The following is a 20,365-nucleotide window of genomic DNA, read 5'->3' on the forward strand; positions in this document are numbered from 1 at the left end:
CCAATTGGACGCCCTTGAGCGGCGAGCACTGGCACAGTTGGATGGCGTGATTTGCACCAGTGAATCCACCCGCCAGGCGTTGGTGGGCCGGGGCTACGATGGTGCTCGTGTCCGGGTGGTGAGCCCGGGAACCCGCCGTGCCGCCTGCCCGCCACGGCGTCCTCGCTCATCGACGCCGGCCTTGCTGTGCGTGGCCACCATCACGCCGCGTAAAGGGCATCCCGAGCTGTTGAGGGCCTTGGTCGGATTGCGTCATCGTCGTTGGCGACTGGAGTGTTTGGGTAGCGTGCATCGGGATGCCGAGCAAACCCGGCGGGTGCGGGCGATCATTCGGAGGCAGCGTCTTGGATCAAGGGTTCGGCTGCGAGGCGAGTGTGACGAGCGTACGCTGGAGCGTGCTTACCGCCGGGCCAGCGTATTCGTATTGCCTTCCCACCACGAGGGCTACGGCATGGCCTTGGCGGAAGCGTTGATCCATGGGCTTCCGGTGGTTAGCACCACCGCCGGCGCCATACCCGATACCGTGCCGCGCGGCGCTGGGTGGTTGGTACCGCCGGGCGATACCCGAGCCCTGCGGCGGGCCATCGCTGCGGTGCTTTGCCAACCCCGCCGGGGGCGCCAGATGGCGCAGGCGGCCCGCCGTGCCGGACGGCAGCTGCGTAGCTGGTCCCAGGCTCGCTACGAATTCGACCGGGCCCTGACCGAGCTGGCAGGATTGAGGTAAGCCATGTCATCGACCGACGCCCATTTCGATTCGGACTGGCTGGCCCTCCGGGAACGGGCCGACGCCACCGCCCGCAGCCGGCACTTTCAGCAGCGATTGGCGGAACATCTCACCGCCGGCGGTACGGTGTTGGAGTTCGCCGGCGGCACCGGTTCTCTGCTTAGAGCCTTGGTGCCCCGTTTGACCGGTGAGATCTCTTGGCGACTTTTGGATCACGACGTCGCCTTATTGCAGCGTGCGCGCGATACGTTATTTGCCTGGGCCTCGGCCGCCGGATGCCGCGCTCGCCACGTGGGGCCGGCGTTAGAGTTGAAAACACCGGACGCCACGCTGCGAATCACTTTTGAACAGCATGACTTGACCCGTTTGCCGACCACGTTCTACGGTGATGCTATCGTGGCCTCGGCCTGGTGCGATTTGGTCTCGGCTGATTGGATCGAAAATTTTGCCCAGTGGTGCCGGCGCTGGCGCGTCCCGATGGTCTATCTGGCCATGACGGTGGACGGTTCGATCGATTTTTCCCCGTCCGATGAGCTGGATGAGGCTGTGAGCTCGGCCTTCCAAGCCCATATGCAAAAGGACAAGGGCTTCGGTCCCGCGATCGGGGGTGATGGCCACCGTTTGTTGTCCCGCGCATTGAACGAGTGCGGTTATCGCATCGCATCGGAATCCACGCCTTGGCAGTTGGATGGCATGGGCAACCGCTTGCTTGCCGAGTGGGTATGTGGGGTCGCCGCAGCCGCCGCGGAGCAGGAGACTGCGCATGCCAGTGGAATCGCAGAGCACTGGCTACCGCTGCGGTTGCAGGAGGCTGCCGCCGGTCGACTGCGTGTTCGGGTGGGCCATTTCGATCTTTTGGCTCTTCGCCGGCCGGACGATCCATGACCGATGCACTCGGGTCCGCCGCGAGGCGAAGCTTTCCCGCCCTTTGGTTGGTGACGGTGCTGGAACTCGCCTTGACCGGTTTGGTGCTCACCTGGTTGTTGTGGTTTTTGGTTCAGGACGGCGTTCTTTTAAAAGGCTCTGCCCGTTGGTCGCTGGTGGCGTACTGGGCGGTTGCGGGGATTGTGCTTATGGGTATACCGGCCCACCGTCCCCATGATCGCTTCGGCTGGGGGAACCGGATCACCCTGCTTCGGGCCGTCTTGCTGTGCCTAATCGCCGGTGCTGCCTTTTTGCCCCGATCCGGCAGTTGGTGGCTAGTGCTGGGCAGCACGCTTTTTTTGGTGCTGGACGGGTTCGATGGCTACGCGGCCCGTCGCAGTGGCACCACCTCCCGTTTTGGCGCGCGGTTCGACATGGAAATGGATGCGCTCTTTGCCCTCGTAGCGGGTTTTCTCATCTGGCGTATGGACAAGACGGGCGCCTGGATTTTGCTATCCGGCTTTTTGCGCTACGGCTTTGTCGCATTCGGCTATGTGCTACCCCGCTTGCGTCGGCCGTTGCCCCCCAGCCGATTCCGCGGCACCTTGGCGATGATCAACGCGGGCATATTGACCGGCTGCATGGCACCGATCATCGGTCCTTTGGTGGCCACCGTGGCGGCGCTGATCGGCCTGGTTTTGGTTGTCTGTTCTTTTGCCCGTGATACGTATGGGTTGCTCACCAGGCCGCTAGCCACTGCACCGTCAGGGGCAACAGGGAGGCTGTGACAATGCCGGTCATTCCCAGGCCCAAGGCGGCGAAAGCCCCCGCCGTGGGGCCCCATTCGAAAGCCTTCACGGTCCCGAATCCGTGGGCGCTCACGCCCAGCGCAAAACCCTGAGCGGCCGGGTCGCGGATGCCCAACCATCGGTAAAGGCCCGGTGCCAGCAGGCAGCCGAACACGCCGGTTAAAAGCACCATCGCCGCGGCCAGCGACGGCAAACCGCCAATCTGCTCGGCGAGTTCGATAGCGATGGGCGTGGTGACTGACTTGGGTGCCATGGACCGCAAGGTGTCGCTATCCCCACCCAGCAAGTGGGCGATCAACACCGCCGATACCGGTGCGGTGATGGCGCCGGCGAGCAGGCCCAACACAATGGGTTTGGCCCGCTGGCGCACCAGCGTGAAGTTTTGATACAAAGGGACACCCAAAGCCACCGTGGCCGGGCCCAGCAGGAAATGCAGCGCATAGGCGCCCGAGAAATACGTTTCGTAAGGGACATCGAGCACAGTGAGCAAACTGATCAGCAGTGCGATGGCGACAATGGCCGGGTGCAGGATGGGATTGCGGCCACTGGCCTGGTAGCCCCAAAGGCCGATGCGGTAGGCCGTGAGGGTCAGTAACAGACCCAGCAGCGTTCGCGTATCGGCACGCTCCCAGAGAATTTGCCACGCCACCATCACGGTTCACCGCCCGTCTCGGCAACGCCGAGACGGGACATCAGATAGCCGGTGACAATTAGCGTGACCGCGGTGCTGACAAACAGCCCGGCGATGATGGCGAACCACTGTTGGCCCAAGCGTTCGTATTGAGTCATCAGACCCACGCCCGTGGGCACGAATAGCAGGCCCATATGGCGTTGAACCCAAGTGCTCAAACGCAATAGTTCTTGGCCGGGGTTGTCCCGAATCCACAGCCAGAAAAACAGCAACATCATACCTGCCACTGGGCCGGGCAGGGGCAGGCCGAGCCCGCGCACCAGTACTTCCCCGGCCAGCTGGAACGCCAACAGGCCAATCAACTGATTCAGCATAGCCATTCCAGATCCGCTCCGGCGATGGAAAACACCGGCACAAATTACCAGATGGTGGGGATTAGTCCACCGGCATCGACCGTCACGGGCCCGTTTTTCTTCAGGCATCTGTTGGACAAGACGCTTGAACGGTAACAAGCTGGCGGTGAGCGATAGCGCGCCATTCGCTACACTCACTTTCCCAAACCGGGAACCCGCGATTTGCCGAGCCCTCGGAGGGCGAGATGGACAAGTACATTGTCACAAGAAAAGAGATTGAGCAGTACGAAGGGATCAATAAGACCCACTTCCTTAATGACAACGCGCAGCGCGTGAACAAGTCGCTGGGCGACCTCACCGGTCTAACCGGCCTCGGATTCCACATCATCGAGGTTCAGCCGGGCCATGAGTCCACGGAGTTCCACAAGCACTACTACGAAGATGAGTGCGTCTACGTGCTCGAAGGTCAGGCCGAGGCCGTGATCGGCGATCAGTCCTACCCGGTGAGCACCGGCGACTTTATCGGTTACCGAGCCGGTGGAGAAGCGCACACTTTGAGAAACACCGGTGATTCGCTGTTGAAGTGCATCGTGGTGGGACAGCGCCTGGACCACGATGTGGGTGACTATCCCCGGCTCGGAAAACGCTTGTATCGCCAGAAGGGTTTGCCGTGGAACCTGGTGGACATAGGCGATATCGATGAGCCAACGGCCGGCAACGTGCGCTGAACAATAAGCGTCACATCGGAAACCCCGGCTGTGATTTCTGCGCCGGGTGTTGGGAAAGGCGTTGGTGGGCAGAATCATAAAAAAAAGCGTGGCCCAATCCATTTTTTAAGCTTGACCGCTCCTCCCCCATCAGCCTGCCCGAAATCGTGCGTTAGGTCAGACCCACGCTTCGCCTCCGGGCGCTCGTTCATTCACCGGACTGTTTCGGCTGACAGCGCGCTCCGAACCCGATTTCCTGAAGATTGGCGCCTCCTGTGTTTGACCTGTTGAAAGGGAAATGAGAATCATTTACGATTAGCTCCCATTCTCATCAAGGGCTGATGCCAGGGAGCTGCGATGTTGTTGGGATCTTCGCTCACGGACCTTGACGCCTCCGACTCTTCCGGAAGTGATGCTTATCCGGATGCCACCCATGGCTTGTTAAACACCGACCATACAGCGGCATTCGAACAGGCAGTCGCGTGCGCGGCAAGTTTGCTTTCCGGCCGCCTGAAAAGCGTGGAGCAGCCATTTTCCGGGATCTTGCCGGCCGAGCTCGCCGAGTACTTTAACGCTGTCGACCTGGATGAACCCTTGCATTCGTTCAACGAGTCCTTGAACGAGCTGCAGTCGCTCTATCTCAACGATGCGGTGTATTTTCACCATCCGCGTTACATGGCGCACCTCAACTGCCCGATCGCCTACCCGGCGGTGGCGGCGGAGCTCATCACCGCGGCGGTTAACTCGTCGGTCGATACCTGGGATCAGAGCGCTGGGGCCACGCTGATCGAGCAGCATCTCATCGATTGGACCGCGCGGCGGATCGGCTTTGCTGGTGAACGGGCGGACGGGGTATTCACCAGCGGCGGGACGCAGTCCAATCTGATGGCTCTGCTGTTGGCACGCGACAATTACTGCTTGGTGCAGCTCAACGGCTACAGCATCCAACGGCAAGGCCTGCCAACCGAGGCGGCGGGCTTTCGGATTCTGGCCTCCCGAATTGCCCATTTCAGCCTGCAAAAGGCAGCTGCCATTCTCGGCCTTGGGGCGGATGCCATCGTGCCGGTGGATTGCGATGCCGACTACCGCATGTCGCCGGTGGCGCTGAAGATGGCCATCGAGCAATGCCGTCGGGGCGGTCACACGCCGATTGCGGTCGTGGCAACGCTCGGCTCGACGGACTTCGGGAGTATCGACCCTATCGTCGAGTTGGCACCCATCTGCCGGCAAGCAGGCCTTTGGCTTCATGCCGATGCGGCCTACGGTTGCGGGCTGCTGGTCTCACGTAAAGCCCGTGAGCTGCTGGCCGGCATCGAGCAGGCGGATTCGGTCACGGTGGATTTCCACAAGTCTTTCCTGCAGCCGGTGAGCTGCAGTGCATTCATGGTAAGAGAACGCGCTCACCTAGCCTGCCTGACCTACCACGCCGACTACCTCAATCCGCTCAGCCAGACGCAAGAGAAGACGCCGAACCTGGTCTGCAAGAGCCTTCAGACCACGCGCCGCTTCGATGCGCTGAAGTTGTGGATGACCTTGCGGGTGCTGGGGCCGGACAAGCTGGGCGAGGCGTTCGAGCACGTCATGGCGCTGGCCCAGGCAGCGTACGACCTGTTGGCGCAGGATTCGGATTTCGAGGTCCTGCATCGGCCTGCACTGAGCACCCTGGTCTTCCGTTACCGGCCGGCAGGCGTAACCGATTCCGAGCAGCTGGACCAACTCAACACCGCGATTCGCAAAGCGTTGATGCGGGAGGGTCGGGCCCTGGTCGCGGCCACCCGCGAGGCGGGTCGGTGTTATCTCAAATTCACCTTGCTCAATCCGGCCACCACGCTGGCCGACGTGCGGGCGGTTTTGGATGGTTTGCGCACGCACGGCCAGGCGTTGCTGGACACCGCCTCATCCGCCCCGCAAGCCGACGCTCGGCTTTTTGGAGTCAGTTGAATGAACACGCGGGGAAAAATCCATGACTTTCTGGCGGTCGGCGTGGGGCCGTTCAATCTCAGCCTGGCCTGCCTGACTTCGACCATCGAGGGACTGGACGGAATCTTCGTCGACCAGAATCCCGGCTTCGATTGGCATCCCGGTGTGATGTTCGATGACGCGCATCTGCAAACGCCGTTTCTGTCCGATCTGGTGACCCTCGCCGACCCCACCCATCCGCTGAGTTTTCTCAATTACATCAAGCGCCAGGGCAGGATCTACTCATTCTATATACGGGAGGACTTTTTCCTTCTGCGGCGCGAATACAACCGCTACTGCCAGTGGGCGGCAGCTCAGTTGGATAGCATTCGCTGGAATACCCGCGTGGAAGGGATCCGATACGACGAGGCCGGCGCCTGTTACGAGGTGATCACGCGTCATGTGCACGATGGCGCAATCAGCACCTATCGGGCGGCACGGTTGGTGCTCGGCACCGGTCCGGCGCCCTGGTGGCCGTCATGCTGTGATGGCGGAATTCAACAAGCCGCCAACGTGCACCACTCAAGCGAGTATCTGAACCAACACGAGATGCTCAAGACGTTGGGTGCCTTGACGGTGGTGGGCAGTGGCCAGAGCGCGGCGGAGATCTTTGTCGATCTGTTGCAGGGCATCGAGCGCCACCCCTATACCCTGAACTGGGTGACGCGATCGCCGCGCTTCGTGCCGTTGGAGTACACCAAGCTCACCCTGGAGATGACCTCACCCGAGTATGTGCGCTATTTCCATGCCCTGCCCGGCCGAACCCGCGATGCACTGATCGCCAGTCAGACGAATTTATACAAGGGCATCAATGGTTCGCTGATCAACGACATCCACGAGCTGCTTTACCAGAAACGATTGATCATGGATGAGCGGGGCGAGGATTTTGGTCAGCGGGTGCGGCTGTACACCAACAGTGAATTACGCGATGTGGTGCGTGTCAGCAGCGCGCTCGAACTGTCGCTGCATCATGCCGAGCAATGCCGCGATTACGTGCTGAACACCGACGGCCTGATTGTGGCGACCGGGTATCGTTATACCCCGCCGGCCTTCCTGGCCGGCATCGCCTCACGCATCCGTTTCGATGCCGCGGGCCGCTTTGCCGTGGCCGGGAACTACACCATCGATCGGGCCGGCGAGGAGATCTTCGTGCAAAACGCCGAGCTGCACACCCACGGGTTCGTCACCCCGGATCTCGGAATGGCGTGTTACCGCAACTCGCACATCATCAAGGCGATGACCGGCGTGGCACATTACCCCGTCGAAGAGCGTATCGCCTTTCAGGAATTCGGCGTACCGGGCGATCTGGCCACTGCCTCGCGCCCGCTCCGGCAGGTGGCATCATGAGCCTCAAGCACGGCTTGATCCTGCTGACGTGGGTCTCGGTCGTCGCCGACACCATGCTATTGCCTTTCTACCCTCAGTTCTTTGCCCGGGAGTTTGGCAACACCAGCCCTGAGCACGTGGGATTCTACATCGCCGCGTGTTGTTTCACGGTGATGATGAGCTTGCCCCTATGGGCCAAGGTGGCGCGGCGCATCAACGAGTTCCATCTCTGGGTCTTGACGCAAATCGCTGCGGGAACACTTGGGATCGCCGCTTACTTCACCGAATCGTTGCCGCACTTCTGGGTCATCACCCAAGCCATGCTCGTGTTCAAGGCCAGCTATTTGCTGATCTACCCACTGGTGATGCGATTGGAGGAAAAGGACCAGCATCTGGGCGTGGCCGGGCTGTTCTCGGTGCTGATGCACTTCGGCGCCATCGGCGGCGCGCTGGTCGGCGGCGCCATCCTCGAGTTTGCCGAGCCGCGCAGCATCTATCTCATTATGGCCGGTACCGATGTGCTGCAGGTGCTCGTCTGTGCACTCATTATCCGCAGCCGACACATCCCTGTGCTCCAGCCGCCTCCGGATATATCGGCTGTCGAGGAGGCGAGCGAAACCCGCGGTAATCCACTGATGCTGCAACTGGGTGTGATCAGCCTGCTGTTTTATCTCAGCGCGTTCATGATGCGGCCGTTTTTCTCCCGCTATTGGGAGTCGGTTGCCCTGAGCGGCAGCGAGCTCCTGGCCGGCGTGATCTATTCCATTCCAGCGTGGGTGGCCTTGGCCGGGCTTTGGTTGAACAGTCGCTTCGGGCGCGCGCGCAACAGTTTTGCTGTGGTCTTTCAGGCGTTGATCTTCGCCATGATCGGCGCGGCGATTCAAAGCCTGCCGCACCCGGTGGCCATTGTGCTGGGCCGGGTGGTGTTCGGCTGGGCGTTATTCCAGGGCGCCGTGCGGTTGGAGGTGTTGGTGTTCGAGCTGAGCAACCGTGCTCACTACGCCCTCGACTTCAGCAAGATCCACATTTTTCAGAACGTCGGCGTGCTCGTGGCGTCCTTCGCGGTTGGATCGGTGGTGTCGAGCTACAACCTGCAGATGCCCTTCGTTGTCGCCCTGATCGGTTTTGCGCTGACCACCGTCGTTTTTGTTGTGCTATTCGGGAGTCGCCTGTGGCCATCACTCGCACGCATGCCCTCGGCCTGAATGCGCCGCAGTTGCTTCGCAGGACCGATCCCCTCGGTGAATTCGCGTTGCGTCGGTTGGCGCCGGAGGGCGATGCGGAGCAGGTCCAACGCTGGACCCGTGAGCCCTATGCCCGTTATTGGGGCATGTTGGATTCATCGGTGTCCGACGTGGCGGCGTTCTACGCCCAGTTGAATACCAAGCCGGGCTGTGCCGCCTACCTCGGCCTGTTCAATGGCGAGCCGAGCTTTCTGGTGGAGCGCTACGATCCGGCGACTGACCCCGTGGGCGGTTGTTACTGCGTGCGGCCCGGCGATGTCGGCATGCATCTTCTCATCGCACCGACCGATGAGCCACTGCACGGATTCAGTTTGGCGGTGATGCGTACCGTCATGGCTTACCTGTTCAGCCGGCCGGAGACGCGCCGGGTGGTGGTGGAGCCGGACTGGCGAAACCACAAGATTCACGCGTTGAATCGACGGGTCGGATTCGTCCATCGGCAAGTGGTGCAAATGGGGGAAAAAACCGCCTATCTGGCTTTTTGTACGCGGCGCCAGTACGACGCGGCGCTGCGTTGGCAAACCGCTCTGTCAGATACGCATGTACCTGTTTCCGCAGCCGAAAGCGTGCAAGCGGTGGGCGGTCCGCAATGGCAGGCCGTAAACCGCGCCCTGGTCCGTAAGTGTTTGGCGGAGTTTTCCCACGAGCGGATTATTCAACCGGTACTTGCCGCGCGGCAGGGGGAGTGGGGACGCTATGGATTGACCAGCCCGTGCGGAGCGGTTGCGTATGCCTTCAAGGCGCGGCGGTTGCCGCTGGATCATTGGGATATTGATCCGGCTTCCATCGAAAAATGGGTCCATGGACAGCCTGCGGCGCCGGATGCTGCCGAGTTCGTCGTGGAGTTTGCCGAGACGCTTGGGATCAAGCCACAGAATCTGCCGGTTTACGTCGAAGAGGTCGCGGCCACCGCGGCGGCGCGTGCGCGTAAATACCAGGCCTGCCCGTGGTCGGCCGAGGAACTGGCTGGTGCGGATTTCCAGACCATCGAGACGGCCATGACCGAGGGCCATCCGGCGTTCATCGCCAACAGCGGGCGGATCGGCTTCGATGCCCAGGACATGCAGCGCTACGCGCCCGAGGCGGCATCCCCGGTGCAGCTCATCTGGTTGGCGGTTCACTGTAGTCGGGCGCGGTTTTCCGGAAGCCGGGATCTTGACTACCAACAATTGATGGACGAAGAGCTCGATATCACCACCCGTCGGCGCTTCGAGAAGCACCTGACGGATTCGGGTCGCGCACCCGAGGACTATCTTTGGATGCCCGTCCATCCCTGGCAGTGGGTCAATAAGCTCTCCCATCTGTTTGCGGGGGAGCTGGCCACGGGACATCTGGTGTATCTCGGGCGGAGTGACGACGCCTATCTGGCCCAGCAATCCATCCGAACGCTGTTTGATGTCAGCAATCCCGGTAAGCGCTACGTCAAGACGGCGCTTTCGGTGTTGAACATGGGGTTCACACGCGGTCTGTCGCCGGACTACATGCAAACCAACCCCGCGGTCAACGATTGGGTGGCCAATCTGGTGGAAGAGGATCCCTACCTGCAGCAGCAAGGGTTTTGTGTGCTGCGGGAGGTTGCCGGTATCGGCTACAGCCACCCGTTGTACGGCAAGGAGCCGCTGCGCGGCGGTCATCTGAACAAAACCTTGGCCGCCTTGTGGCGGGAAAGTCCGGTACACCGGCTCAGCGGCCATCAGCGCTTGATGACCATGGCGGCCTTGTTGCATGTGGATGCCGAAGGCGACGCGCTGCTACCGCAGCTGATTCGGCGCTCCGGGCGATCCATCGATGCCTGGCTGACGCGCTATTTTCGCGCCTACCTGACGCCGGTTCTGCATTGCTATTACCGCTACGGACTGGTGTTCATGCCCCATGGGGAAAACGTGATCCTGGTGATTGAGGACGATGTGCCGGTGGGCGCGATCATGAAAGACATCGGTGAGGAAGTCTCGGTGCTCAATGGACGCACGCCGGTGCCCGGGAAAATCGCCCGCATCGCGGTCAAGATGCCCGAAGACAAAGAAACGTTGTCCATCTTTACTGATGTGTTCGACTGCTTTTTTCGGTATCTCAGTGCGATCTTGCTCGATCAGGCTGATTATCCGCCCGCTCGCTTTTGGGCCCGGGTGGCGGACTGCGTGATTGCCTACCAGCAGGCACACCCGCGAATGGCCGAGCGCTTTGCCGAACGGAATTTGTTCGCCGAGCGGTTCAAGTTGTCCTGTCTGAATCGTCTGCAACTGAGAAACAATCAGCAGCTGATCGATCTGGCCGATCCGTTCGAGGCGCTTTCCTTTGCCGGCCAGCTGGACAACCCCATTACGGCTTACCGTCCGAACCGGAGATCGACATGAGTGTCACGCCCGATATACGGGGTTTCACGGCGACCGGACAGCCTGATCCGCTCACCGCCCACTCCGTAACCCCCGGCGTTTCCTCCCCCAGCGCGCGGGTGTTTGCCATTGATATGGCGCGGGGTGCGGCGGTGCTTTTTATGATCGCCGTCCACACCTTGTGGATGTTCGGAACCCGCGAGGCCCAAGTGGAATCCGGGTTCGGCCAGTGGGTCCATATTGCCGGCCAAGGCGCTTGTGCGTTTCTTATTACCATGGGATTTTCGTTCATGGTGGTGCGCGACCGGAGTCTGGGTCGCGCCCTGCGCCGTGGCGTGGTCATTTTGCTGGTGGCCTATGGCCTGAATACGCTGAAGTTCATCGTGCCCATTTACGTGTTCGGCACTATGCCCGAAGCGTTCATCGAGGCTTATGGCTGGCGGTCGCCACTGACGCTAAATCAGGCGCTATACCTCGTGGCCACCGGCGACATCTTACCCATGGCCGGTATCTCGTTCGTCCTGATCGGTTTGGTACGCCACTGGGTGTCGAACAAGTACGGGGTATTGGCCCTCGCCTTCGTCGCGGTGGGGTTCTCCGCGTTGGTTCGCGGAACCCGTATCGGGCACCCGGTGGCGGATTACTGCCTGGATCTGCTCTGGGGTACGGAGTGGAACGTATATTTCCCGGTGTTTCCCTGGATCGCCAACATTTTGGTGGGCATGTTCCTGGGTATGCATTACCTGGAGAAGGGTCGCGATGAGCAGGCGTTGTTTCGGGCGGCGGGAATTCTCGGGCCGATCCTGTTGATCGGCGGCGGCGCGATCACCCTCACGGATTGGGCATACCACTTTAACGATTTCTTCCACACCGGACCCGGTGGGGCGGTGTATCTCATCGGCGCCGGGCTGTGTGTGTTCTACCTCGGCGCCAGGTTTGTCGCCACGCCCTTTCGGGACCGGCAATGGTTTCGCGTTTCCCTGACCTACCTGAGCGCCCATGTCACCACCCTCTACGTCGTGCAGTGGACGCTGATCTGCTGGTTCATGGGGCTGATTGGCTATCAGACCCTGGGGGTCTGGCAAGTTGTGGGGATGATGCCGGTGATGGTTGTGGCCACCTTGGGTGTGGAGTGGATGCTACGCCGGGCGGTTGGGCAGTTGCGGCGGCAACAGCTGAGCGCGTGAGCGGTTGTATTCCGAGTGGATGCCGGGCTGCCTCGAATTGCCAATGGTCCGGTGGAAATTCGCGAAACGCTTTGTGCTGTTTTAATCGGGATTAGGAATCAAACATGTTTGGGTTACAAATTCTAAGGCGCTTAATCACGCTATTCGGGGTCGTGTTATTGGTCTTTCCGGGGGTAGCCGCGGCTGAAGGGACGGAGCCCCGAGAGCTGCCGACCTTGGTCGTGGAAAGCGAAACCTACCGCAGCACCGCGACCAAATCGGCATTGGAACCGGAGGAGACGCCGGGCAGTATTACAGTGATTGACAGCGAGGCACTAGAGCGGCGCGGCGGCGACTCGGTGAGCGAAGCGCTGCGCTATACCCCCGGGGTGACGCCGGAGTTACGTGGTGGCGGCATTACCCGGCTGGATCAGTACACGATCCGTGGCTTTCAGAACTACCAAACGGCTTACGACGGCTTGTTGCTGCTTTTCAACGGCTGGAATTTGCAGCCGCAGATTGATTTGGCGGCGGTGGAACGGGTCGAGGTCTTCAAGGGGCCGGCGTCGGTTCTTTACGGCAACCAGCCGCCCGGCGGGCTGGTAAATCTGTTGGCCAAACAACCGAGTGTCGATCGCTACAACGAACTGCGCTTTGCGCTGGGTAGTCGGAATCTGGTCGAAGTGCAAGGCGAGTTTACCGGGCAAGTGGCCGACTCCCCGATTTCCTACAGTGTGGTTGCCTTGGGCCGCCAACGCGACGGCCAAGCGATTACCTCGGAGGAAGAGCGCTATCTGTTCGCGCCGACGGTGAATTGGCAGCTGACGCCCGATACCTCGTTGAACCTGAATTTGTACTACCAGGATGATCCCTCGGCCGGTATCTACAATTCGTTACCGGCCAAGGGCACGGTGTATTCGAATCCCAACGGACGGCTCGAGCCGGACGCGTATGCGGGGGATGCCAACTACAATACCTTCGACCGGCAGATCATCATGCCGGGCTATCAGTTAGCCCATCGTTTCGGTCAGCGCTGGTCGTTTTTGCAGAACGCGCGTTTGCTCAAGGGCGATCTGTACCAGGAGAATACTTACAATACTGGCCTGGAAGCCGATGGCCGGACCTTGAACCGACGGGCGTATCGTACCGAAGAAACCAGCGAAGGGATCACCATCGACAACCAGCTGTCGGGATGGATCGATTTCGCCGGAATGCAACATCATCTGTTGCTGGGGCTGGATTATCTCAAGCTGGAATCCGGCATTATTTATCAGGATACGATCGCCGCGCCCCTCGACCTCTACGATCCGAATAACCGGGCCATTGATCCGGATGCATTGCGCTATGACATCGGGCTGGCCGATGTGCGTTCCATCGGCGATCTAAGGGCGTTGCTGGATTTCCGCGGGCGACAACTGAGTAGTGATTTCGATCTGGAATACGAGCAGACCGGGGTTTATCTGCAAGATCAGGTTCGTCTGGGCCGTTGGATACTGATCGCCGGTGGTCGTTACGATCGCTACGAGCAACGTGAGGACGGAAGGAAATACGGCTTCGAGGTACGAGACACCTTCGAGCAGACCGACTTCAACGGCCGGGTGGGCATGCTCTACCAGTTCGACAACGGCTTTTCGCCCTACGTCAGTTATTCCGAGAGCTTCGAAGCCCTGGCCGGAACCGATCGCAACGGCAACAAGTTCGTGCCGGCGGAGGCGGCTCAGTGGGAAGCCGGGGTTAAGTACAGCTCCTTCGACTATCGGCATACCGTGACCCTAAGCGCCTTCAATATCACAAAGGAAAATGACCTCACCCGCGACCCGCAGGGCGGGCCATATGACCTGATTCAGGCCGGTGAGATTCGCTCCCGTGGCGTGGAGCTGGAGGCGTTCAGTGAGCCGCTTCATAATTTGCGTTTGTCGTTGAATGCGACGCTGCTCGACGCCGAGATCACTAGAGACAACCGTGGGCTGGCGGGTAAGACACCGGTTTGGGTCATCGAAGAGTCGGCATCGTTGTGGGCCAACTACGCCTTTGATGTCGGACCCTGGGCGGGTCTTGATGTGGGTGCAGGTTTGCGCTACGCCGGCAAGACGCAGTTGGATTCGTTGAATAGCGATACTGTGCCGTCCCGAACACTGGTGGACACGAGTGTGCTCTATGATCTCGGGCAGCTACATCCTCGCCTGACATCGATGACCGCGACTTTGACCGCGGCCAATGTATTCGATGAGACCTATTACACCTGTTTCGATGCCAACAATTGCTGGTTCGGCGAGGAGCGCATTTACGAGGCCGGGTTGCGATACGTATTTTGATCCATCAGCGGGTCGTGGGGGCGCACTGCCGGGCGGGATGGGAGATTAAAAGGTTGGGATATGATGACAGGATGGATTGCGCTGGCGACTGACGCCTCAGGCGTCGCCCTATTGTATAGCGCCTGGTCGGCGAAGGGCCGTTCGCGGCGGCGGTTGGCTATTGGGGGTTGGTTGTTGGTTGCGACCTCATTCGCGGCGTGGGCCGGGATTAGCGGTTGGGAGTACGCGGCGGTCTACGTTTGTGTTGCCACTGCCGTTTTCGCTTGGGCCGTGGTCTTTTTTCGACGTCAATCCAAGCCATCGGCGGTTAATCACCGCCCGCGCGATCGTGTGCAATGGCCGGGCGGGACTAGAATCCGCCGGGTGGCGGCTCGGCTGATCGTGTTTGGTCCCCTCGCTTTCCTGTCGAGTGCCACCGCCGGGTTGGTGCTGGTTGGGTTCTTGCCGGGTGATCCGGCCGACCGGCTTGCCCTCGGCAGCTTCGGCTTTTTGATCGGTTGGGCGTTATGGGGCGTTTGGGTGGCCGCTGCGGAACGTCTGCGCGCACCCGCCTTGGCGGCGACCGGTGTCATTGCCGCTAATGTCGCCCTGCTGACATTCGTTCCATAGCCATGGGCCGGCGAATTTCACCGGCGACCGTTCGCCGCTCCCTTTCGGCGCACTCAGGAATCGGATTGGTCGTCGGTGCTCTGATGTATCTGATTTGTCTGACCGGCACACTGGTGGTGTTTTTCGAAGAGTTCGAGCGTTGGGAGCAACCTCAAGTCACCGAAAACACCGATTATTCCGGATCGCAAATCGATGCGGCAATTGCTAACTTCCTCAAGCAATCCGCTTCGCTACCTGAGACCGTCTACGTTGTGTTGCCGTCGGTTGCCATGCCGCGCTTGCACCTATCTGCGGGCGACGAGGAGTGGTTCGTGGACGCCGACGGTACGCTGGGGATACGCTCTGAAGCGCGCTGGACGCGGATGTTGCAATCCTTGCATATCCAGCTCCATCTCCCCACGGTTCCCGGTGTGATTTTCGTGGGTGCATTGGGCGTTTTCCTCTGCAGCTTGATTTTTTCCGGGCTGTTGGCCCATCCGACCATCGTCCGTGATGCGTTCCGGCTCCGTACCGGAGGTGCGGGGCGTCTGGCGAAGGTGGATCTCCACAACCGTCTCAGCGTCTGGGGCTTGCCGTTCCACTTGATGATCGCACTGACCGGTGCCTTTCTGGGTTTGGTTAGTCTGTTTTACGCGGGCGTTGCGGAGACTTTTCACGACGGTGATCGCGAGCAAGTTTTCGCCCAAATGTACGGGTCAGACCCGGTGGTGTTTGTGCAGGAAGCGGTCTCGCCGGATGTGGATTCGGCATTGCGGTCGCTGGCGCTCGTGGACCCGAAGGCTGAGCCGATGTATGTCGCCCTGATGCATCCCGGCACGCGCCGGCAGTATGTGGAGATTGCCGCCCGCGTTCCCCGAAGACTGATTTATTCGGAGATTTACCGTTTCACGTCGGCGGGCGAATACATGAATCGTCAGGCGCTGTCAGACGGGCCGCGTGGACGCCAGGTTGCCTACTCGGTTTATCGCTTGCACTTCGGGAACTTCGCCGGTCTATGGGTGAAGCTGCTTTACGGATTGATGGGATTGGCGTTGACGGCGATATGCGTGACCGGGGTCAATATCTGGTTGGCCAAGCGCGCCTATCGCAGCGCGGTCAACGATCTGTGGGCAGGGTTTGTCTGGGGCGCACCGTTGGCCTTGTCGGTGGCCGCGTCAGGGGCGCTGCTTGGTGTCACGCCGTTGCCGGTTTTCGCACTGGGTCTTTTCACGGCCTGTTTGTTGGGTGTGATCCTACAAGACGAACGGAAAACCGCGAGGTGGCTGGTCTGGGCCTTAGCGGGCGGCTTGGCCGCCGTGGCCGTGATTCATCTGGCCCGATTCGGTATCCAAACGCAGACCGGGGCGACCGGTTGGGTTAATGGCACGCTAATCGCAGTTGCGCTGGTTGCGGCTGTCCTGGGAGCCGGGTTACGCGGACGCTAACCGCACTTCATCAGTTTATGGCCGCTGCGCCTTCTGGCAAAACGGGGGTGTCTGCAGACACCCCCGTTTTGGGACGTCAATCCCGTCCGCGAGGAAGCAGGAAAATCATTCCGCTCGCCCGATCAGTCGAGAATCGCCTCGAGAATATCGATTAGTACGGGCGGAATAGCGAATTCGGTTTCCAAGCTCTTTTCGAACGTGAAGAACTCCACGTTGGTGCCTCCACCGAAGGTTCCGAACGCGCCTTCGTAGGCGTATCCATAGCCGCCACCGAAACCACCACCAATGCTAAAGGAGGCTTGCCCGGTGACCGCTTTCAGCTCGGCATCGGCCATGGGGCGGAGCTCGGCGTGGGCAGCCAGCGGTAGGGCAAACAGACTTGTGGCGATCAAGGTGGTCTTGAGAACAGATTCCATAGGGATGACTCCTTAACTTCTGGTTTGGATGTGACATCTCAATGATGTCGCGGTTAAGTAAAGCTCACCATAAGTTTGGCAAAGTCATCGAGCGATTCAAGTGTCCGTTTTTGTAACTTTGTCACTTGATTTTTTGGTATTGTGTGCTTCTCGCGGCGCTGGCGATTCAGAGTGATCGGGTCAGCTTTAGATGCGGGAAGCGGCTTGTTGAGCGGAATCAGCGAGGGATTGGATTTCCTGCCAGTATCGGTCGAATTCCTTTGAGCCATCGGCGGAGTAATTGAGGTTTTTCCATAGCCCGGTCATCCGCACGAAAAAGTCGCGGGCCGTTGCTTTATCGGCGAAGCGGTAGTCGCGAGTGAGAAGCTCATAAAGGCAATTGAACGATTTGCGTTGGCGTTTCAAGGGAACGGAAGCATCGACCGGATCGAAGGCGTCTTGCTGCAGATAGACCATATCGAGCATGAGGCTTTTCTGGTAGGTCACGAAGTCCTCATTGGAAACGCCCTCCTCGCCGGTTACCTGCATCATTTGTAGGATGCTTTCTCCTCGGCGCAGTAAGTCCTGCATGTGCGAGACTTTTTCGGTCCAATCGGAACCCATTTCCTGTCGATACCAGGGGCGGAGCTGTTGCAAATAGCGGGACCAGGAGATCAGCGGGTCCACAGCGGGGTAGAATCGTTTGTAGGCGCGCTCGGCGCTGAGTCCCAGAAAGGTCTTGACGGTGTTCAGAGTCGACTGCGTCACGGGTTCTTCGAAGTTCCCGCCGGCTGGTGAGACGGTGCCGATCATGGTCAAACTGCCCGATTTCCCGTCGGCCGTCGTCAGTACGCCCGCGCGTTCGTAAATGCTGCGGATGGCTGAATCCAGGTAGGCAGGAAAGGCTTCCTCGCCGGGAATTTCCTCCAATCGGCCTGAGGTCTCCCGCATGGCCTGGGCCCAGCGCGAGGTCGAATCGGCGATCAGCAGCACCTCGTAACCCATTTGCCGATAGTATTCGCCCAGCGTCACGCCGGTATAGATGGATGCTTCCCGCGCCGCCACGGGCATGGACGAGGTATTACAGATGATGATGGTCCGATCCATCAGTGAGCCACCACTTTTCGGATCGACCATTTGCGGGTATTCCTGGATGGTTTCCACCACCTCACCGGCCCGTTCGCCGCAGGCCACGATAATCACCACATCGACGCTGGCAAAGCGGGAAATCAGGCTTTGCAGGACCGTTTTTCCGGCCCCGAAAGGCCCGGGAATACAGGCTGTACCACCCCGTGCCACGGGGAAAAACGTGTCGATCAGCCTTAAGGACGTGATCAGCGGTTCCTGAGGGTAGATTCGTTGGGCTCGGCGGGCATCAAGTAGCGGCCCGGATAAAGGCCGCCGCACCGGCCAACGCTGAGCCATGGTAATGGCGCTTTCCCGTCCTTGGCTGTCTTGTGCTCGGGCGATCACCGTGTCGATGGTAAAACTGCCTTCCTGTATCCACGCGATCTCGACCGCATCTGCTTGGTTGAAGGGCAGCATGATTTTATGGACAAAACGGCCTTCCTGAACCGTTCCCAGCACATCGCCGCCGTACATTGTGTCCCCTACCCGGGCCCGGGCGGTGAACGACCACTTTTTTTGTTCGTCCAGCGCGGGACTCTCCACGCCCCGCGGCAGGAAGGCGCCGTAGCCCGCGGCGAGTCCCGCAAGCGGATTTTGTAGTCCATCGTAGACCTGTCCCAGTAATCCGGGACCCAGGGAGACGGAAAGCATCTCGCCGGTTTGCACTACCGGGTCGCCAATGCCCACGCCGGCCGTATCCTCGAACACTTGAACGTCAGCGACGCGACCCCGGACGCGAAGTGTTTCGGCCTTCAGCCGCTCTCCACGGTCACGTTTTTCGTCATCGGCAAAGGGGCAGATCAGCACCATCTCATTTTTCATTAAAGGCGCTAAGCGACCGTCGAGCTGTTGTGCTTCGATGGTGACGATATCGTCGCGCACGCCGACGACTTTGGCCGGTGGTGAGTCCAGGGCCGGATCGCCGAAATTCGATTTCTTGCGGTCAGTTGCGTTCATGTTATCCTCAGCCGCCTCTCAGCCGGTCGCCGGCACCGTTTGTGCCGATTCCATCGCGTGCTCAAGCATGTGGCCGAATCGTTTTCGGGCCGCGTTATGGTCGTGAGTGGCGGCACGGGCGACGACGCCCCATCGCAAGACATAGATCACCACCGCCTCGAAGTCGAACGGGTGGCCGACGGACAGTTGTCCCATCAATCGCCAATTGAGCCGCAATAACATTTTTTCGATGCCCAGCGCATCGCCTTCCGAGATCATCCGATTGGCTTCCGGAATCCACCGAAATACGCCGGCCAGATTAAAATCCGGGTGTTGCCAATGGGTCACGATGTGGCGGTTCCAACGTCCGCAACCCCACACCTTGTCCATATTGGGCGGTCGATCGCCCCGTCGGCGGCGGCGTAGGGCCGCCATGACGGTACGAACTTCCAAGCGCCACAGCACGATCTCGTAAATCAATGAGTTCTCAAGTGTCTGGAGCAGGCGTTTCGCCTGACGTACCAGCTTTTCGTCTGTACGGTGCATGGGAAGATCGTGCCATTGGACGATTTTTTGAATGTCCGCCATGGTGGCGGCATCGTCTGGCAGCAGCATGTTGAGCCGTTGATCCAGCTTGACCCGTGAAATGGGGACGCGGCTGCCGGTGAAAGGCGGTGGCAGCTTCGGCAGGCTGGATATCAAGGTGTAGTAGGGTGCCAAGCGGTTCAATGGACGATACCTTCCAGTAGCGCCCGGAAGCGGGGCTGCAGATGTTGCAGCAACAGCTCGCTCACGCCCTGATCGGTCAGGTCGAGTTCGACATTCTGTTCCACCAGGCGGACCTTAATACCGATTTGCCCGGCTGGCCCTAACGCCAGGGTCAAGCCGTTTCGTAATGACTCACCGGCGGTGGCCAACACGAACTGGCTCAACGGACCTTCTTTGATCTCCGCGGGACGGCTGCGCAGCTCTTCCAGGCCGACCGTGTCCCGGGGCAAAATCAGTTCCACGGAACCTTCGGATTCAGGCGTAATTTGGTCCGCGACTCGCCGGACGATTTCTATGATCATATCCTTAAGGACCGCTTCGTCTTGCAGTTGCTCAGAAACCAGCCGGGCGACTTCATCGGTGAAGTGGGTGGTCAACGCGGATTTGGTTTGCAGCACGGTATCTCGGGCGGCCACCTTGAGTGCTTCCTGGCCGGCCAGTTTGAGTCGTTCCGCTTCTGCTCTGGCCTCGGCGATGTGTTTGTCGGCCTCCATCTGAGCTTGCTCAAGCAGCCAATCGGCTCGGCTTTGGGCGTCGGCGATGAGTTTTTCCGCCGCCGCTTTGCCTTTTTCCAGCCCCTCGTCCCGGAGCTTCTCGATCAAAGCCTCAACGCCAGAGGCCGTGGGTGAAGAAACCGAAGACGTCTCGGAGCGATCCGCCGTTTTACTCATCAC

The 20,365-nt window shown here is 60.1% G+C and carries 18 protein-coding genes; 12 read left to right on the top strand and 6 right to left on the bottom strand.

Translation table 11 applies throughout. The features are described 5' to 3' along the window. The 3 genes from SVU69_07935 to SVU69_07945 all read left to right on the top strand — a co-directional run. Nucleotides 1-724 (top strand): glycosyltransferase family 4 protein (locus tag SVU69_07935; GenBank protein ID MDY6942930.1); only part of this gene is annotated, 724 nt, incomplete at its 5' end. A 3-nt stretch (nt 725-727) separates the two neighbouring features. After that, entirely contained in the window at nt 728-1,609 is an 882-nt protein-coding gene (locus SVU69_07940) for a class I SAM-dependent methyltransferase (GenBank protein ID MDY6942931.1), read from the top strand. Next, nucleotides 1,606-2,376 carry a CDP-alcohol phosphatidyltransferase family protein gene (locus SVU69_07945; protein ID MDY6942932.1) on the top strand — a complete coding sequence of 257 codons (771 nt, stop codon included), beginning with the start codon at nt 1,606-1,608 and terminating at the stop codon, nt 2,374-2,376. Before SVU69_07940 ends, SVU69_07945 begins: the two co-directional genes overlap by 4 nt. Here SVU69_07945 and SVU69_07950 read toward each other — a convergent pair. Together SVU69_07950 and SVU69_07955 are read right to left on the bottom strand one after the other, a co-directional pair. Beyond that, entirely contained in the window at nt 2,327-3,049 is a 723-nt protein-coding gene (locus tag SVU69_07950) for an LrgB family protein (protein ID MDY6942933.1), read from the bottom strand. The two genes, SVU69_07945 and SVU69_07950, sit on opposite strands and share 50 nt — an antisense overlap. Then, the gene (locus SVU69_07955; GenBank protein MDY6942934.1) at nt 3,049-3,408 is read right to left on the bottom strand and encodes a CidA/LrgA family protein; all 360 of its coding nucleotides are present in this window, start codon (nt 3,406-3,408) and stop codon (nt 3,049-3,051) included. The genes SVU69_07950 and SVU69_07955 overlap by 1 nt, the downstream gene beginning before the upstream one ends. Nucleotides 3,409-3,626: 218 nt before the next feature. Here SVU69_07955 and SVU69_07960 point away from each other — a divergent pair, with 218 nt between their 5' ends. The 9 genes from SVU69_07960 (at nt 3,627) to SVU69_08000 (ending at nt 16,464) form a co-directional block, all read left to right on the top strand. Next, entirely contained in the window at nt 3,627-4,109 is a 483-nt protein-coding gene (locus SVU69_07960; protein MDY6942935.1) for a cupin domain-containing protein, read from the top strand. Nucleotides 4,110-4,445: 336 nt separating this feature from the next. Continuing rightward, nucleotides 4,446-6,029 carry an aspartate aminotransferase family protein gene (locus SVU69_07965; GenBank protein MDY6942936.1) on the top strand — a complete coding sequence of 528 codons (1,584 nt, stop codon included), beginning with the start codon at nt 4,446-4,448 and terminating at the stop codon, nt 6,027-6,029. Further along, on the top strand, nt 6,030-7,394 hold the full coding sequence (locus SVU69_07970) for a SidA/IucD/PvdA family monooxygenase (protein ID MDY6942937.1): 1,365 nt from the start codon (nt 6,030-6,032) through the stop codon (nt 7,392-7,394). Next, on the top strand, nt 7,391-8,578 hold the full coding sequence (locus SVU69_07975) for an MFS transporter (GenBank protein ID MDY6942938.1): 1,188 nt from the start codon (nt 7,391-7,393) through the stop codon (nt 8,576-8,578). The genes SVU69_07970 and SVU69_07975 overlap by 4 nt, the downstream gene beginning before the upstream one ends. Continuing rightward, nucleotides 8,545-10,971 carry a GNAT family N-acetyltransferase gene (locus SVU69_07980; GenBank protein MDY6942939.1) on the top strand — a complete coding sequence of 809 codons (2,427 nt, stop codon included), beginning with the start codon at nt 8,545-8,547 and terminating at the stop codon, nt 10,969-10,971. The genes SVU69_07975 and SVU69_07980 overlap by 34 nt, the downstream gene beginning before the upstream one ends. After that, nucleotides 10,968-12,137, top strand: a complete 1,170-nt coding sequence (locus tag SVU69_07985) for a heparan-alpha-glucosaminide N-acetyltransferase domain-containing protein (protein MDY6942940.1) — start codon at nt 10,968-10,970, stop codon at nt 12,135-12,137. The genes SVU69_07980 and SVU69_07985 overlap by 4 nt, the downstream gene beginning before the upstream one ends. Nucleotides 12,138-12,241: 104 nt before the next feature. Continuing rightward, entirely contained in the window at nt 12,242-14,431 is a 2,190-nt protein-coding gene (locus SVU69_07990; protein ID MDY6942941.1) for a TonB-dependent siderophore receptor, read from the top strand. A 60-nt stretch (nt 14,432-14,491) separates the two neighbouring features. Continuing rightward, nucleotides 14,492-15,040 (top strand): hypothetical protein, encoded by a 549-nt coding sequence (locus tag SVU69_07995; protein MDY6942942.1) that lies wholly within the window; start codon nt 14,492-14,494, stop codon nt 15,038-15,040. Nucleotides 15,041-15,042: 2 nt separating this feature from the next. Beyond that, nucleotides 15,043-16,464, top strand: coding sequence for a PepSY-associated TM helix domain-containing protein (locus SVU69_08000; GenBank protein MDY6942943.1), 1,422 nt, complete (start codon nt 15,043-15,045; stop codon nt 16,462-16,464). Between the two features lie 122 nt (nt 16,465-16,586). On the opposite strand, the gene SVU69_08005 is transcribed toward SVU69_08000, so the two are convergent. The 4 genes from SVU69_08005 to SVU69_08020 all read right to left on the bottom strand — a co-directional run bounded on the left by SVU69_08005 (nt 16,587) and on the right by SVU69_08020 (nt 20,362). After that, nucleotides 16,587-16,880: a hypothetical protein gene (locus SVU69_08005; protein ID MDY6942944.1), complete on the bottom strand. Its 294-nt coding sequence runs from the start codon at nt 16,878-16,880 to the stop codon at nt 16,587-16,589. A 186-nt stretch (nt 16,881-17,066) separates the two neighbouring features. Next, nucleotides 17,067-18,944, bottom strand: coding sequence for a V-type ATP synthase subunit A (locus SVU69_08010; GenBank protein MDY6942945.1), 1,878 nt, complete (start codon nt 18,942-18,944; stop codon nt 17,067-17,069). Nucleotides 18,945-18,962: 18 nt separating this feature from the next. Further along, nucleotides 18,963-19,652: a DUF2764 family protein gene (locus SVU69_08015; protein MDY6942946.1), complete on the bottom strand. Its 690-nt coding sequence runs from the start codon at nt 19,650-19,652 to the stop codon at nt 18,963-18,965. Beyond that, nucleotides 19,649-20,362 (bottom strand): hypothetical protein, encoded by a 714-nt coding sequence (locus SVU69_08020; GenBank protein MDY6942947.1) that lies wholly within the window; start codon nt 20,360-20,362, stop codon nt 19,649-19,651. Before SVU69_08020 ends, SVU69_08015 begins: the two co-directional genes overlap by 4 nt. Nucleotides 20,363-20,365: the final 3 nt, after the last annotated feature.

Source organism: Pseudomonadota bacterium (genome assembly GCA_034189865.1).
Lineage (GTDB): Bacteria > Pseudomonadota > Gammaproteobacteria > UBA5335 > UBA5335 > JAXHTV01.

Bases quoted from the DNA above. Each gene is read 5' to 3' on its own strand.
- SVU69_07995 (MDY6942942.1), top strand. From the start codon at position 14,492: ATGATGACAGGATGGATTGCGCTGGCGACTGACGCCTCAGGCGTCGCC.
- SVU69_08010 (MDY6942945.1), bottom strand. From the start codon at position 18,944: ATGAACGCAACTGACCGCAAGAAATCGAATTTCGGCGATCCGGCCCTG.
- SVU69_07960 (MDY6942935.1), top strand. From the start codon at position 3,627: ATGGACAAGTACATTGTCACAAGAAAAGAGATTGAGCAGTACGAAGGG.
- SVU69_07950 (MDY6942933.1), bottom strand. From the start codon at position 3,049: ATGGTGGCGTGGCAAATTCTCTGGGAGCGTGCCGATACGCGAACGCTG.
- SVU69_07985 (MDY6942940.1), top strand. From the start codon at position 10,968: ATGAGTGTCACGCCCGATATACGGGGTTTCACGGCGACCGGACAGCCT.
- SVU69_07975 (MDY6942938.1), top strand. From the start codon at position 7,391: ATGAGCCTCAAGCACGGCTTGATCCTGCTGACGTGGGTCTCGGTCGTC.
- SVU69_08000 (MDY6942943.1), top strand. From the start codon at position 15,043: ATGGGCCGGCGAATTTCACCGGCGACCGTTCGCCGCTCCCTTTCGGCG.
- SVU69_07970 (MDY6942937.1), top strand. From the start codon at position 6,030: ATGAACACGCGGGGAAAAATCCATGACTTTCTGGCGGTCGGCGTGGGG.
- SVU69_07965 (MDY6942936.1), top strand. From the start codon at position 4,446: ATGTTGTTGGGATCTTCGCTCACGGACCTTGACGCCTCCGACTCTTCC.
- SVU69_08020 (MDY6942947.1), bottom strand. From the start codon at position 20,362: ATGAGTAAAACGGCGGATCGCTCCGAGACGTCTTCGGTTTCTTCACCC.
- SVU69_07945 (MDY6942932.1), top strand. From the start codon at position 1,606: ATGACCGATGCACTCGGGTCCGCCGCGAGGCGAAGCTTTCCCGCCCTT.
- SVU69_07955 (MDY6942934.1), bottom strand. From the start codon at position 3,408: ATGGCTATGCTGAATCAGTTGATTGGCCTGTTGGCGTTCCAGCTGGCC.
- SVU69_07990 (MDY6942941.1), top strand. From the start codon at position 12,242: ATGTTTGGGTTACAAATTCTAAGGCGCTTAATCACGCTATTCGGGGTC.
- SVU69_08005 (MDY6942944.1), bottom strand. From the start codon at position 16,880: ATGGAATCTGTTCTCAAGACCACCTTGATCGCCACAAGTCTGTTTGCC.
- SVU69_07940 (MDY6942931.1), top strand. From the start codon at position 728: ATGTCATCGACCGACGCCCATTTCGATTCGGACTGGCTGGCCCTCCGG.